This window comes from Dietzia lutea (assembly GCF_003096075.1).
Lineage (GTDB): Bacteria > Actinomycetota > Actinomycetes > Mycobacteriales > Mycobacteriaceae > Dietzia > Dietzia lutea.
In genome coordinates this window covers 14,249-28,448 of sequence record NZ_CP015450.1, presented here as the reverse complement: position 1 = coordinate 28,448, position 14,200 = coordinate 14,249, and the positions used below count along the sequence as shown (strand labels likewise).

Annotated in this window: 10 protein-coding genes and 1 pseudogene; 8 read left to right on the top strand and 3 right to left on the bottom strand. The window is 65.5% G+C overall.

The genetic code is table 11. The features are described 5' to 3' along the window. Positions 1-693: 693 nt before the first annotated feature. Positions 694-1,269: a ParA family protein gene (locus tag A6035_RS17525; RefSeq protein ID WP_007633959.1), complete on the bottom strand. Its 576-nt coding sequence runs from the start codon at positions 1,267-1,269 to the stop codon at positions 694-696. Positions 1,270-2,810: 1,541 nt separating this feature from the next. On the opposite strand from A6035_RS17525, the gene A6035_RS17520 reads away from it, so the two are divergent. Continuing rightward, positions 2,811-3,968, top strand: coding sequence for a hypothetical protein (locus tag A6035_RS17520; protein ID WP_159149250.1), 1,158 nt, complete (start codon positions 2,811-2,813; stop codon positions 3,966-3,968). Between the two features lie 28 nt (positions 3,969-3,996). Here A6035_RS17520 and mobF read toward each other — a convergent pair whose 3' ends face one another. Beyond that, positions 3,997-7,536: a MobF family relaxase gene (mobF, locus tag A6035_RS17515; RefSeq protein ID WP_108849395.1), complete on the bottom strand. Its 3,540-nt coding sequence runs from the start codon at positions 7,534-7,536 to the stop codon at positions 3,997-3,999. Positions 7,537-7,784: 248 nt separating this feature from the next. On the opposite strand from mobF, the gene A6035_RS17510 reads away from it, so the two are divergent. From A6035_RS17510 to A6035_RS17485, 6 genes are all read left to right on the top strand, one after another. After that, positions 7,785-8,138: a hypothetical protein gene (locus tag A6035_RS17510; RefSeq protein ID WP_235026538.1), complete on the top strand. Its 354-nt coding sequence runs from the start codon at positions 7,785-7,787 to the stop codon at positions 8,136-8,138. Beyond that, positions 8,122-8,709 carry a hypothetical protein gene (locus A6035_RS17505; protein ID WP_244192615.1) on the top strand — a complete coding sequence of 196 codons (588 nt, stop codon included), beginning with the start codon at positions 8,122-8,124 and terminating at the stop codon, positions 8,707-8,709. The genes A6035_RS17510 and A6035_RS17505 overlap by 17 nt, the downstream gene beginning before the upstream one ends. A gap of 547 nt (positions 8,710-9,256) precedes the next feature. Then, positions 9,257-10,660, top strand: coding sequence for an amidase (locus A6035_RS17500; RefSeq protein ID WP_108849393.1), 1,404 nt, complete (start codon positions 9,257-9,259; stop codon positions 10,658-10,660). A 61-nt stretch (positions 10,661-10,721) separates the two neighbouring features. Further along, the gene (locus A6035_RS17495) at positions 10,722-10,979 is read left to right on the top strand and encodes a type II toxin-antitoxin system Phd/YefM family antitoxin (protein WP_108849392.1); all 258 of its coding nucleotides are present in this window, start codon (positions 10,722-10,724) and stop codon (positions 10,977-10,979) included. A 1-nt stretch (position 10,980) separates the two neighbouring features. After that, positions 10,981-11,238: a Txe/YoeB family addiction module toxin gene (locus A6035_RS17490; RefSeq protein WP_061228632.1), complete on the top strand. Its 258-nt coding sequence runs from the start codon at positions 10,981-10,983 to the stop codon at positions 11,236-11,238. Positions 11,239-11,373: 135 nt separating this feature from the next. After that, positions 11,374-11,706 carry a histone-like nucleoid-structuring protein Lsr2 gene (locus A6035_RS17485; protein ID WP_108849391.1) on the top strand — a complete coding sequence of 111 codons (333 nt, stop codon included), beginning with the start codon at positions 11,374-11,376 and terminating at the stop codon, positions 11,704-11,706. 476 nt (positions 11,707-12,182) lie between these two features. Here the strand turns inward: A6035_RS17485 and A6035_RS17480 are convergent. Continuing rightward, positions 12,183-12,338: pseudogene (locus A6035_RS17480) on the bottom strand (IS3 family transposase); the annotation flags it as partial. Between the two features lie 125 nt (positions 12,339-12,463). Between A6035_RS17480 and A6035_RS17475 the strand changes: the two are divergent. Continuing rightward, complete coding sequence (locus A6035_RS17475) at positions 12,464-14,110, top strand: gamma-glutamyltransferase family protein (RefSeq protein ID WP_108849390.1); 1,647 nt, start codon at positions 12,464-12,466, stop codon at positions 14,108-14,110. Positions 14,111-14,200: the final 90 nt, after the last annotated feature.

Below are 14,200 nucleotides of genomic sequence, written 5' to 3'. Positions count from 1 at the left end.
GAAGCTGCTAGAACTGCTCGTTACCCAGGGTCTCGACGCCACCAAGGGCGGCCCACTAACGGCATGAAAATTATCCAGTCACCGACTGCACCGATATGCGGGAACACCCGTGGGGCAACGCGGCCCGGCCACCAAGAGTTCTGCCAGCGGGAAGGCGACCCAGAAACAACAGGAGCAGCTCCGGCCGGCACGACCGGCAGCACGGCCAACTACCAATCGGGCTCAACCCACAATTGCCGGCGAACGCGAACATGGAAAGTTCGCAGTTCAGACGCTGGTTGCCAACTCCCCCTCATCACAGGGCGGGCTCGTCACGCGGCTAGACGCCCGTGCTCGATGCTCGCACCGGACTTGCCTGCCAGCCTGAGAATCACGATCTCTTCGGTGGCCGACACCGTCAGCGGTATATACCTCGATCCGTTTTTACCGACGACGGTTTTTACCTCTGGCGAGACTACTCAGGAAGTGCGTTTCGAATAGCTGCCTCGATAAACTCAGACACGGTCTCCCCTTGTTGGATAGCCGCGATCTTCGCTCTCCGGTACACCTCAACATCAAGCGCTAGAGATGTCTTCGTACGCCGAGGACCGGCCGGACGTGCGGCTTCAGAAGCAGAGAACGTTTCCGAGACCGGCCGGATGGGAGCAGCGGCCCGTGGGCGCAAACTACGGCTCACCGGTTCCGATTTGCCACTCATTTAGTCACCTCAACGATCTCGTCCATCAAATCTCGATAGCCGAAGAAGCTTGTTGGACATGTGCCGAATGACTGGCGTATCGCCTGTCGCTTCCCAATCACATTCTCGAATACGAACACCCCTTCCGATTCAAGGGCCTCCTTTGTGAGCTCGAGCAGCTTAGTGCCGAGCTCAACGCTCGTGAGAAGGACGCCAGCTGGCTTATGTGCAGCAGCCTCCAACGTCGGCCAGACGCGCTGGAGGTCCAACCCAGACGGCGCAGTGGGGACCACGACAACATCAGCCGCATCGATCGCGGCCTGAATGATGTCAGCAGCACCCGGAGGCGTGTCGATCACTGTGATGTCGCTACTAGATGCGCGCGAAAGCGTGATCTTGTTCGCGGGCGAGACTTGAAACGGCAAAGGCGCACTCCCCTCCGTCGCAATCTCAGCCCAGCTAGTGGCCGACCCCTGAGGGTCCGCGTCTAGCAACTCAGTCGACTTGCCCTGCGCACTCGCGACCGTCGCTAGGTAAATGGCGGTGGTCGTCTTACCGACGCCACCCTTGGTGTTAACTACCGCAATCTTCAAAACCCGCTACACCTCAATCCTCTTATACCGCGATACCGCTGTACCTATTGTGGTCATCACCTTGATACCAAAACTGCAGCACAGGAGCGCGCCAGCCACGCCGAACATCCCGAAATACCTTTGGACCGGTAGCGGTACATCCGTAACAACCGTTAGACCGATACTGGTGTTGCGGTATACACCGGTGACGGTTTTGCGGGATATACCGCTGCGGGTGTGCCGCAGCCGCTGACCGCCGACAGAGCCGTAGGCGGCGCCAAAAACTCCACCTCACCTAGGCGTGTCGATAGGATTTGTGGCGCCAAGTGTGGGAGTTTTCCTCCCATGGCGACGAAGCAGCGGGGCCCCGGGCGACCGTCATTCGGCGAGCGCATGCGCGTGCCCGTCCGTATGGCCCCTGAGGTGTACGAGGCACTTCGGGTGGAAGCCAGGTCTAGAGGCGTCTCGATGTCTCAATACTTGGCTGACCTCGCCGCCATCAATCTTGGCCTGCCCGAGGCCGTAGTTCCACCTGCAGATGAGGAGGCAATTTCAGCGTGAAGCGGTGGCCGGCCCGCGCCCGGCCAACAGTTGAACACCCCGCAACCCTGAAATGACTGATCCCGGCCCACTGGCAGGTGGACCGGGATCGAAAGTCAAGAGTTCGAGTTACCGCTCGAACTCGGTGTTGCTCACCGATTAGGAGAGCTGTGCTTCCAGGCACCTCTCAGAGTAAGTCATACCCATCGGATGGTCCAGTCGATCCGATCGGCGTGTCTCGCTCTGACCGTGACAACGTCATATCCCTCGATTCCACCTGGTGGTGGGACTCTGTGGTGTGCGCGTGGAGTCCGCGCCCGTATGTGCGTGTCGACTCGCACAAGGCGCATACCTTCGCCGCCACGCGACGTCTCACCGACGGCGCGCCGGGGGAGGGGACGCCTTTCGCGCTGCACTTGACCGATGAATCGGGCAAGTTTCGGCTCCTCGCCCTGGATTTTGACGCTCACCATGCTGGCTCAACCGCGGACACAGACCTCGCCGCGTGCACGGCTGCCTTGACTGGCGCGGGCGTCGAGCACCTGGTGTGCTCGTCAGGACCTGGTGGGGGATACCACGTATGGATCCGGCTGAGCACCGCCATCTCCGCGCACCGCCTGGCACCGATCATCGACGCTTTCGCTGCCGCGTGGCCCTCGCTGGATCGGGGCCCGCTGTCCAACTCGCGCACCGGTTGTGTCCGCGCCCCGGGCTCGCCCCACCGCGCCGGCGGCACAGCAGTACCGCTGACAGATCCGTATATCCGCCCGGTGTCCCTGCGAAGCCTGCGCGCAGTTCTCACGCAGCTGACACAACCCCCTCAGACCAAGGGCACCTCCACCGCCGGTGCTGGGAGCACCCCGGTTCCTGTGCACGTCGACGCACAAGGCCATCCGTACCTCTCCGGACCCAGACGCCCCCTGAACCCTCAGATCCGTGCCCTTGCCCGCGCCCCGATCACTGCCCACACGGATGCCTCCGCGGTGGGGTGGTCAATCCTGTTGGCCTGCGCCCACGCTCGGATGCAGTACCGCGACGTGCACGAGGCCGCTTTCACTGACCGTTGGCCCGGCCTGGAGTTTGTACGGACTAGCCGCACCAGTAGCACCGAGCGCACCCCTCGATTCGACGCAGCAGCCGAGTTGGCCCGCCAGTGGGCCAAAGCCGTCACCGCAGCCAGCTACACCCACCGCAGCACGGCAGGACCCTCGCCTGCCCGCCGACTCGCCGAAGCCTTGGTCGCCGACCTGCTCACCCGCATGGACGCCCAGCCCGGCAGGTGGGCTGGCAAGACCGGAGCCCAGGACCGCCTGGTGCTCCTGGCACTGGCAGCCCGCACGCTCGCAGCCGCAGCCACCGAGGTGCACCTGTCCGAGCGGGACTGGGCCCTCGCCGCCGGCCTGACTAGAGACGCCGTCGCCGATCGACTGAAAGTCCTTGGCCAGCAGGGGTGGGTCGCCCGCGTGCAGCGAGCGGCCGGCCCCTGGGCGGCAGTGTGGCGGATCGTAAACCCCGGGGGCGGGGAGCAAAGAAGTGGCGCAGTATTTACCCCGGAGATGCAGAGTCAGCTTGACGCTGAGCTCGAGTGCGCCCGGGAAGATATCTGGCACGCCCGCCGCCTTGGGGTGTTGGGCATGCGCGTATGGGCCCACATGTCCGCTGGCCGCTTATCGGTGCGTGAGCTGGCGACCAGGTTGGGTGTTTGTCCGGCGACGGTGCGCAGCAAACTGCGCGCACTGCGCTCTCTGGGTTTGTGCACCGCTGACGGCCGCGTGTACCGGAGTCGGTCGCGGTTAGCGCGAGCGGCCGTTGCTGCTGGTGTTGACGGTGCGCACGCTGATCGGGTGCGCCTGTACCGGCTGCATTCGGCGGTGTTTGTGTGGTGGTTCACCACCCGGCATCAGCCGGAGCGCTCCGACGCGCTGGCTCAGTGGGGCGAGTTCCCCGATCCTGCTGAGGCTGAACAGATCCATCCGACTGACATCGCGCTGGCCTACGGCGCCACCTCGACCGGCCCGCCAGTATCAGCCACCACTTGGGGTGCGGCGATGGCTGCCCAAGATCGCCATCGCGAGGCTGATCCCGACAGTTGGTGGGAACTGGTCGCCGCAGCCCGCGCGGCACTACCCGCCCCCGACATGTTGCTCGCACCCCACCAGTGGGCCCGCGCCGCAGCCTGATCACTAGCGCCGCTCGAGCAGGGGCGAGTCACCACAGGTCGGGGGAGGAGTCGGGTGATGGCCCCCATGGCGAGCTCGTCGTGGGGTGGTTGTCCGGGCCGGGTTCGTGTTCTGCGGACCGGGAGTCGAGGTAGGAGGCGACAAAGTCCTCGGCAGTGAAGGACGCTGCACGGGCTACCGCCGTGGCGGCAGGCTCGGCGGTGAGTGTGCGATGGGTCTCTGCAAGCCAGGTGGTCAGTTCGGTATCGCATCCCGGGGCCACGGGCGGGGGAGTGGTCAGGGCTGCGGAGTCGGTGGTCTCGCGCGTCGCGTGACGTATCCGGTGGGCGATGACGGTGCCTGGCTGGTTGGCCGTATCCAGGTTCTCGGTGGTTTCTTGCCAGAGGTCGCGGGGGTCGAGGCCTCGGGTTGCTGCTTCTGTCCACGCGTCGGCCAGGGTCCGGTACTGGTCGGGGTCTGCCTCGAGCTGGTGGGCGTAGGCCCGCGGTAGTGCGTCGATGTAGGCCGGGAAGGTGGCGGCGGTGAAGTCGCGGGCGGCGAGGTCGACGCCGTGGCGGTAGAGCTGGGCGAGTCGTTCGTCGCTGGTGGCGGCCGCGTATTCCTGGCGGAGGGTTTCGGTGGCCGAGGCCTGGTGGGTGTCGCGGGCCAGCACGCCAGCCAGCATCTGCGTGGGTGTTGGGGCTTGGTGGTCGCCGGCGGAGTGCATGTGGGCGTCTTCGGCGCCGAGGTCGAGGGTGGGTTCGCATACGGCGTAGGCGCGGTTTTCTCGTTTGCCGCGGGTCATGGCGACGTAGAGGCCGGCACGGTCCACGGAGGTGTCGATGACGGCGTGGGTGGTGTCGACGGTGGCGCCCTGGGCGCGGTGGATGGTGGCGGCGTAACCGAGGTGGATGTGCTTGCCGGCGTAGCTGGCGGGGACGAGCATGTCCTGCCCGGTGGACTGATCGCGTACCGCCAAAGAGCCGTCGTCGGTGATGCCGGTGACGGTGAACAACTGTCCGTTGATGACCCTGCCGAGGTAGGTGCGGTCATCTGCGTACAGCTTGGAGTTGGTGCGGGCGATGACGGTGTCCCCGACACCGACGGTGTCGCCGCGAGCGACCCTGGTGGTGTGTGCGTCGTCGACTAGTCCGTGGACGATGCGATCGGCCCGGATCACTTCGTTGAGGGTGTCGACGTCGGCGTTGGTGGAGGCGATGATCAGTGCCTGGCGGCCGGCCTTGGTGTCGGCCAGGAACGCCTGAGCGGCTTCGGTGAGCATCTGCTCCCGGTGCCCGCCGGTGATCCAGCCGCGCTCGTTGTAGAGAGCCAGTGCGCCCGCGTCGCCTTCGCGAAGGGCGAGGGTCGCGTCGGCTTGGTCGGTGTCTGCGCCCATGCGCATCACCTCTCGGAGCTCTACAGTTCCCGGGGTGCGGGTCAGGTCTGCGAACAGACCGCCGGTCTCGACTGCCGCGAGCTGTTTGGGGTCGCCGATCAGTCGGAGGATAGCCCCAGATTCGGCTGCGATCTCGGTCAGCGCGGCCAGGTTCTCGGTGCTGGCCATGCCCGCTTCGTCGACCAGAAGCATGTCCCCAGGTTTGATCGTGACCGGCAGTGCGTCGAGCGATTTCCCGGGCAGATTCGGGTGCCGGCCGAGCCAGGTGAAGGTCAGCGAGTCAATGGTGTGGCAGTCGGTGCCGATGTCGTCGGCCAGGACGCTGGCCGCTGCCGCGGAAGGAGCAAGGCCGATAACCGAGCGGCCGGTGTGTTGCCAGGTGCGGGCCACGACCTTCATGGATGCGGTCTTGCCGGTTCCGGCCGGACCGACGCCTGCGGCAAGCAGTGTTCCGGCACCGATGAGGTGCTGCGCCAGAGCGGTCTGGCCGGCATTGAGGGTCCATCCTTCGGCGTCCTCGTGCGCCTTCAGCGCACGGTCGAGGTCGGCGCGGGTGGCGATCACAGCGACCGGCGTGTGGGCCGCTTCGAGGGCGAGGGTTTCGGCGTCGAGAACTGCCTGAGTGGTGTACTTCTCGGCGTTGGCGTGCCGGTCAATGCCGGCACCGTCCGGCCCGGTCAACGCACCCGGAAGGTCCAGAGTCTCCGGCGGGGCCAGCTGCACCACGAGCTCTCCCATGGCGGTGGCCATGACCTGCTCGTGCGCCCGGTCCAGGGCCTCGGGGCCCTCGAATCGGTAGCCCTTGAGCGCGGTCGACACGGCGGTCTCGACGTGAGAGCGGCGAAACTGCGCTCGCCGCGCTGTCACCGCTTCAACCGCCTGCTCGGCCACCAAGCGGGCATGGTCCTCGGCGTCGAACAACTCCCGCGACACCTGACTGGGACCCTGTCCGGTGACCTCGCCAACCACGCGGTCCACCGCGTGACTGCCGACGACTCGTCCGGCCATCTGCCGCCAGGTAGCGCGGTGCTCGGCCAGAGATTGAGCGGGCTTCTTGGCGTCGCGGGTATCCAGGATCGCCTTCTGCCACAGGGCGTAGGACGCCCGCTGCGAAGGTTGCCGATTGTTCTTCTCCACGTACTCACTGACGAGTCGGTCATAGACCGGGCGGGCCAGGGTGCGCCGAGAGGAGAACGCCTCAATCAGGCGACGGTCAATCCCAGAGATCTCCCAGATCGGCGCCTTGTCTGGGTGGGGGTAGTGGGCCTGGAACTCCACGCCCATTCGGCGCGTGAGCTTGTCGTGCAAGATCGCGTCATACCGGGCCGAGATGGCTTGGTGCATCTGATGGATTGCGCGAGAGTCCAGAGACAGCCAGCGCCCGTCAGGGCCTTGGACCTTGTTGGCCAGCAGCACGTGGGAGTGCAGGTCCGGGTCCCCGCACCGGGTGTCAAAATGCGTGAACTCAGCTGCGATGATCCCGCCGGTTGCGACCTGCTTGATACCGCCGGTCCCTACGCGCGTGTAGATGGCGTTGTCCTCGGCCCAGGCCAGTGCTTCGGCCACGGCTTGGTGGTGCAGGGCGGCCACCTGGGAGGCGGTCTTCTCATCGGCGAGCGCCCACAAGACGCTGACACTTTTCACCGGGGAGAACGTGAAATCGAACCCTGCGACCGCCTGGCGCACCTGGTCGCGCTGGCGGTTGACCCACGCGATGACGTCCTTACCGGAGGCGTGTTCGTAGCCGAACTTCTCGGTGTAGAACGGGCGTGCGACGCCCTCGGCGATCTGTCCTCGCTCGTCGGTGGTGGGGCGCCGGCCCTCGGTGTGGAGGAACGACTTCTCGGCCGCGGCGATGGCCTCCAGGACGTCGACTCCGCCGGTGTAGATCGGGAAGGATCGGCCGAGTTTGCAGGCCGACAGGCTGTGGCCGTCGGCCATCATCTGGTCGGTGTCCGGATGCATACCCTCGCCGTACAGGGCGGCCATCTGCGCCTCGGTGACCGTGGCCCCTGAGGCCACGGACTGGGAGTTCAGTCCCTGAAGTCCACTACCGATCCACCGTCCCGGAGGGGTGCCCTTAGCGGCGTAGTAGTCCGACAGGGCCATGCCCTGCGGATCGGCGTCGTGGGTTGCGACAGAGCGCAGCAGGTACTGGTAACCAGTACCGGCGTGGACCGCTCGAAGGCTCATCACACACGCCAGCGTATGCGGGTCAGATCGGGGCGTCTACGCGTCGCAGCGCACGGCCCTGTGACCAGCGGGTTCCCGTCGTTCACTAGAAGTGCCCACTGTGTAAGGCCTCTTTGACGAGCGGCAGCGAGTGTGGGTTTTCGCCACGACAGTGGGGACGGATGCGGTCCAGACTGACCAAAGCGGTGGTCGGAGAGGGGAGTGGTTGGTGCACGCGGGTGTCGTAGGAGCGCTCTAAGGTTTGACCCATGGCTACGAAGACTGATTCACGTTCCCAGACCGCGCGGTCCCGCGCCCGCCAGGCGATGGCGGACGAGCTCGAGCGGGCGCGCAAGCGCGAGTCCAAGCTCGTGGCGGTGTTCTCTGCGATCGATGCCCGCGCCGACGCCGAGGCCGCCCTGGGGGAAGCGCTGATCGAACTCAAGGACCTCGGTGTCGCCCAGTCCGATCTGGCCGAGATGACCGGACTGTCCGCACGCGATGTCGGCGCCGCGATCCGCGCCGCGAAGAACCGCACCGCCACCGGGGACCAGACGCCGGACAACAAGGACGAGCACGCGTCGGACACGACCTCGGACCACAACGGTGCCCAGTCACACTGACCTGCACGACAGCCTCGCCGGCGTCGAGGTCCCCCTGCCGGGCTTAAACCTGATCGCGCCGGCTCCAGTCCCGTCTGGCGCGGTGCGGCGGTCGCGTCCCTATAGCGCGACCCTGCCGCCCACCCAGGCAGCCATTGACGCGTTCTGGTCCCGCGTGGTCCAAGCACCCGGCGACGGGTGCTGGTTTCACATCGCAGCGATCAGTGGCATCGACGGCTACACCCGCCTGACGTGGAGGTCAGGTGGGGTCAGTCGCACCGAATCCGGGCACCGCTTCGCGCTCCTACTCGCCGGCCAACTCACCGAGGGCGTGGTGGCCGAACACCGCTGCAATGAACCCCTGTGCGTACGCGTCGACCCGAGACATGTCGTCGCCTCCACCCAGTCAGCGAACCTGCGCTACGCCGTCGCGTGCGGACGCGCCGGCGACAACCGCAGGCCCGCCACCTCACACGACCGCAGGACGCGCTCGGTGGCGGTACGCCAAGCCCTCCGCCACGGCTGGGACCCCGACGCGTACGCCGCCGCTTCAGGCATCACCCCATCGCCAGACCACCCCACCCTGTTCTAGAACTCCCGCTACGCTCCAAGACGACACACCGACCCCGGCACTGGCGGGGTCGGTGTCCTTCTGTGGCGGGCTCGAGTTGTGTCAGCGGCCTCGCCCAACCGACGCCACTATCCGGTCAACGAGCGGGAAGGTCTACGACATCCCGCACCGCCGCCTCCAGCACCGTGCACACCGTTATCGACGCCCCGAGGAAGGCGCGAGCAAGCCCACCCTTCGGCGGCCCGTCGGCAGTGTTTCCTCGCTCCGCTAAAGGCACCGTCCCCTCGGCGACTCGACCACGAGGGTCCACGCCGGGTCCAGACGCACGGCGCCCCCAAAAGCGGCCTTTGCCTCCAAAGCGGCGCACGCAGCGCCCGATACCGCGGTCGCGTCCCTCGACACCCGCAGGCGGGCATCTGGAAACAACCCCAGGCCGCCGCTGCCCAATCAGCCCTTCTGTTGCGCAGGCCGCAAAGCGAGCACGCCTGGAAAACGCCGCCCCATGTGACGGAACAGGGCACCATCACCATCACTACCTATAAGCCCGCACCCCTTAGGGAGACGAGATATGCCGCACCCAGACGACATCGCGTTCCTCGGACTCACCGACCTGGCAGAGCTGATCCGCAGCCGCCACGTCACTTCCGTTCAAGTGACAGAAGCGATCCTCAACCGCATCTACTCCCTCGACACTCGCCTGCACAGCTACGCACATATCTCCGGTGATAACGCACTCAAAGCAGCCGCGACGGCCGATTCCGAGCTGGCGCGTGGCCACTATCGGGGACCGCTCCACGGTGTCCCCGTAGCGGTGAAAGACCTGTGCTACACCACGGATGCACCGACCGCCTCCGGCGGAACTGTCCACGCGGGCCACATGTCGACGTACGACGCGACTGTCGTCACCAGACTCCGCGACGCCGGAGCCGTCATCATGGGCAAGCTAGCCATGACAGAAGGAGCCTTCACCGGCCACCACCCTTCCCTCCCCACACCCGTCAATCCGTGGGACGAGGACACATGGTCCGGTGTCTCATCGAGCGGATCGGGCGTCGCCCCGGCCGCAGGACTGTGCTTCGGGGCGCTGGGAACCGACACCGGAGGATCCATTCGACTGCCCTCAGCTGCCAACGGCGTCACAGGCATGAAACCAACCTGGGGACGGGTGAGCCGGCACGGCATCACCGCCCTGGCCGCCAGCATGGACCACATCGGCCCAATGGCCCGCAGCGCAATCGACTGCGCAGCAATCCTAGAAGTCATCGCTGGCCAAGACCTCTGCGATCCCACCAGCTCCGTGGTCCCGGTTCCCCACTACGTGCGCGAAATTGAGCTTCGGCAAGTTCCACGCCTCGGAGTCGACCGCGAGCTCATGTCCACCTTCGACGATCCCACACGCACGATGCTCGAAGACGTCCTCGACACCGTGCGATCCCTAGGATGGTCCATCGTCGACATCAACACACCAGACCTGCCAGCAATCGCCGAGCAGTGGGTCCGCATGTGCTCCGTCGAAACAGCCTACGAACACAAGGACACCTTCCCCGGACGGGAAAGCGAGTACGGCCCCGATCTGGCGAACCTGATCACCCTGGGACAAAGCATCAGCGGGGTCGAGTACCAGGACCTGCTCGAACAGCGTCGAGCGTTCACCGGTCGAATGCACAGACTCTTCACCGCGATCGACCTGCTTCTCCTGCCCGGCACCGGTATCGCGTCACCCACACTGACCCAGATGAGCAACCTGGAAAGCGACCCCTCCCTACTCGGGGCCCTGCTGACCCCCACCGCGCCCATCGACATCGCTGGCCTGCCCGCCCTAACGATGCCTGCGGGGTTCACTGACCGCGGCACCCCCTTGGGAGTGCAGTTTGTCGGAGCCGCATTCGCCGAACAGGTAATCCTCCAAGCCGGCCACGCCTTCCAACGGGCCACCGAGTTCCATCTGCGCCACCCCAACCTCGCCACATAACCGCGCAGCCAGCTCCACCCACAATCCCTCCTGTACACTATTACGTACAGGAGGGGTTGACATGAAAACCATGAGCTACACCGAGTCCCGGGCCCGCTACGCCGAAGTCCTCGACGGGGTCACCAACGACCGCGAGGAAGTCATCATCACCCGCGCCGGTCACGAACCGGTGGTGATGGTCTCCCTCGACGACTACGAGTCGCTGCGCGAGACCGCCCACCTCATGCGCTCGCCAGCCAACGCGCGCAGGCTTCTCGACGCGATGGAACGTCTCGAGTCCGGCCGCGGCCAGGCGCGCGACCTGCTCGACGAAGACTGACGTGCTGCTCGTCTGGGACGACAACGCCTGGCAGGACTACCTCTGGTGGCAACAACAGGACCGCAAGATCCTCAAACGCATCAACCTGCTCCTGCAAGACATCACCCGCAACGGCAATGAAGGCATCGGCAAACCCGAACCCCTCAAATACGACTTCGCCGGCTACTGGTCCAGACGCATTACCGACGAGCACCGACTCGTCTACAAAGTCACCGACACGGAAGTCCGTATCGCCACCTGCCGCTACCACTACGGGTGACCTTTGCTGTCCACACCGCACACAACCGGGATACAGCTCCCAGCATGAAGCGACAGAGAATACTATTGCGCGTCACTTATCTGCTTCATGCATACTGAGACCCCACAAAGACAGGCACCACAGTAGGGGGAAGCAATGGCTCAGCAATTTCGGGTGAGATTCATCGACGATCTCGACGGAACCGACCTAGGCGAGACGGCGAACACTATCTCTTTTGCCTTTGAGGGCAAGGAGTACACCATCGACCTCGGCGATGACAACGCCGAGGAGTTCCGGAAGGCCGTGGCGCCGTACATCGAGGCCGGCCATCGGGTGACCGGAAGTAAGGCCAAGACCGCCCGCAAGACTGCGGCCCCGTCCGGAAACACCAAAGCGATACGCGAGTGGGCCCGAAACAATGGCTACGACGTCTCCGACCGCGGACGGATTCCCGCTGACGTAGCCGCCGCATACGCAGCTGCCAACTAGGGCAACAGCCCGGCGTCCTCAAAAGCAATCGCCAAACCCGCTCAGGGCAGCCGTTTACGCCCCCTGCCCTGAGCGGAATGCGCGCCGAAAAAGCGTCCTGCCAGCGAATATGTTAACGCCGATAAGCTATCTTATGTAAAGTCGAAGGAACTCTATGGTCACTGTGGAGCGCCTCCGAACTGGCGTTCTCGCTTCGGGCGTTGCGCCTCTCGCAATCTGTGTGCGAGTTCCGCAATCATCCCCTGGTCGACATAAACGGCCAGGACGGTTCACTGCGACGAGCTTGTCCCGCTCGCCCCGAGGACTGGCGGGCCTTCCTCAGGCGCGCCTAACAGCCTGATCGCACCGGGACTACCGACCCTGTAGCGCTTGCGATCCGTGAAGAATCGGATAACGCACTTTCCCATCAAGCTCCGCCCCAAGAAACTCGCTGCCCCCTTCAATATCTCGTTGGCTCGCTTGAGCTCGCGGACTTACTGTCCGAGGGCCTTCAGCTTCGCTGCATCGCTCGTGATGACCCCTGCCACCTGGTCCTCGTCAGAATCGGCCTGACGCTCCCAAGACTGCACGGATTCGGTGCCGTACCCGAGCTGGGCCGCCACGCGGTGAACCGCGCCGTGATCAATGCCCAGCACGGAGTTCGAGCGTTTCACGCCGGGGCTTCCTGCGCGCCCGCTGCCACCGAATTGAGCTGGTTCTGGTAATCTAATACGCACAACCGTACTACAACGTTCTACGGAGGTGCGCCTTGGCTGTCGTGGTCTGCCCGGAGATGAGGGCTGCAGAAGTGGGGTGGGACATCCTGGAGCGCGGCGGCAACGCGATGGACGCCGCCGTCGCCGTCGCGTTGATGCAGTGTGTGGTGGTACCGCCGATGGCCGGATTGGGGGGTTACGGAGCGCTGCTCTACTGGGACGGCGAGCGCCGTCGGGTCCACGGCCTTGACTTCTCCACTTATGCAGGCAGCCGCGCGCGGCCGGATCAGTGGGCTGATTCCGCTGGGTCCCTGATGCCAGACAGATTCGGTTACGCGGTCGACGGCCTACGCAACGACATCGGGTATCAAGCAGTCGGCGTACCGGGAACCGCCGACGGATTGGGCAGGGCGCACGAGCAGTGGGGCTCGCTTCCGTGGCGGGCCATCGTTGAGCCAGCTGCGCGGGCAGCGCGCGAAGGGTTCCCGACCTCCTCACAGACGGCTGTCCTGTTCGAGGCCCCAGGCCAGCCCGGCCGCGCGTCGGCGCTCGAGCGCATGACGGCCACCCCGGCTGCGGCAGAGGTTTTCGCACGCGACGGCCGCCTGCTCCAGCTGGGAGAGGTCTGCGTACAGGACGACCTGGCACGCACGCTCGACGTGATGGCCGAGCAGGGGTACCGCTCCTTCTACGATGGTGAGATCGGCCGGGTGATCGCCGCGGAGTTCGAGCGGCACGGTGGGCACGTCACGCTGGAGGATCTGCACGGGTACAGAGCGCGGGCATTCGACCCCCTGACGCTGACCTACCGCGGGCGGCGGATCTACTCGACTGCTCCCCCGCTCGGCGGTTTGATGATCTGCCAAATGCTGCGCGTGCTGGAGAACTTCGAGTTGAGCGGGTACGACCCGCACGCCGCACCGAAGATTTCCCTCGTCGTCGAGGCGATGAAGTACGCCATGGACTCACGCCACCGGATCGGCGCCGATCCGGGTGGACGGTCGGCGATCGAGGCGCTGCTCGACCCAGCTGCGGTGCGCGACCAGGCGGACCGGATGCGACGGGGCGAACGCCTAGCCGTCACGCCGCCCGTCTCGGTCGAGTCGCCCGACACGACCCACGTCATCGTGGTCGACGACCACGGCAACAGCGTCTCGCTGACGCATTCTCTCGGTTACAGCGCCGGCGTGATCCCGGAAGGAACCGGCGCCCTGTTCAACAACCTGATGAACTCGTTCAACCCAAGGCCGGGGTTCATCGACTCGATCGGTCCGGGGAAGCGCCCTCCCTCGAGCATCTCGCCGACCTTCGTGGTCGACGAAACAGGAAAGCTGCAGGTGGCAATCGGCGCCCTCGGCGCGACGCGCATCGTCACAGCGATCACGCAGACCCTCGTCAACCTCCTCGATCACGACATGACACCAGTAGAAGCGGTGTCTGCTCCCCGCGTCGACTGTCAGGGTGGCGCGATCGAAGCAGAGGGGCGCCTTCCTGCCCATCTGTGCTCGGACCTCGAACGCCATGGGTACGTCGTCAACCGCCACGCCCTAAACTACGACCCCTACTTCGCCAGCGTTCAGATCGCTGCACGCGATGCTTCCGGTCACTGGGACGCTGCCGTGGATCCGAGGCGGGACGGCGGCGCGCCGCTGTCCACCGAAGCCCAGCGGCGCCTGATGTCGAACGTCCACGACGGATCACGCACGTGAACACCGGAGCACGCGAACATTCAACTCGTCACGCTGGACGACTCTCGTCCCGCCTCGGCGGGCGGTGCTGGCTGGGCTGTGGGGAGCGGG

What these genes read in the sequence shown, in the direction of transcription:
- A6035_RS17520 (WP_159149250.1), top strand. Translation starts at nt 2,811, where the DNA reads ATGCAGTACCGCGACGTGCACGAGGCCGCTTTCACTGACCGTTGGCCC.
- mobF (WP_108849395.1), bottom strand. Translation starts at nt 7,536, where the DNA reads ATGAGCCTTCGAGCGGTCCACGCCGGTACTGGTTACCAGTACCTGCTG.
- A6035_RS17510 (WP_235026538.1), top strand. Translation starts at nt 7,785, where the DNA reads ATGGCTACGAAGACTGATTCACGTTCCCAGACCGCGCGGTCCCGCGCC.
- A6035_RS17500 (WP_108849393.1), top strand. Translation starts at nt 9,257, where the DNA reads ATGCCGCACCCAGACGACATCGCGTTCCTCGGACTCACCGACCTGGCA.
- A6035_RS17495 (WP_108849392.1), top strand. Translation starts at nt 10,722, where the DNA reads ATGAAAACCATGAGCTACACCGAGTCCCGGGCCCGCTACGCCGAAGTC.
- A6035_RS17485 (WP_108849391.1), top strand. Translation starts at nt 11,374, where the DNA reads ATGGCTCAGCAATTTCGGGTGAGATTCATCGACGATCTCGACGGAACC.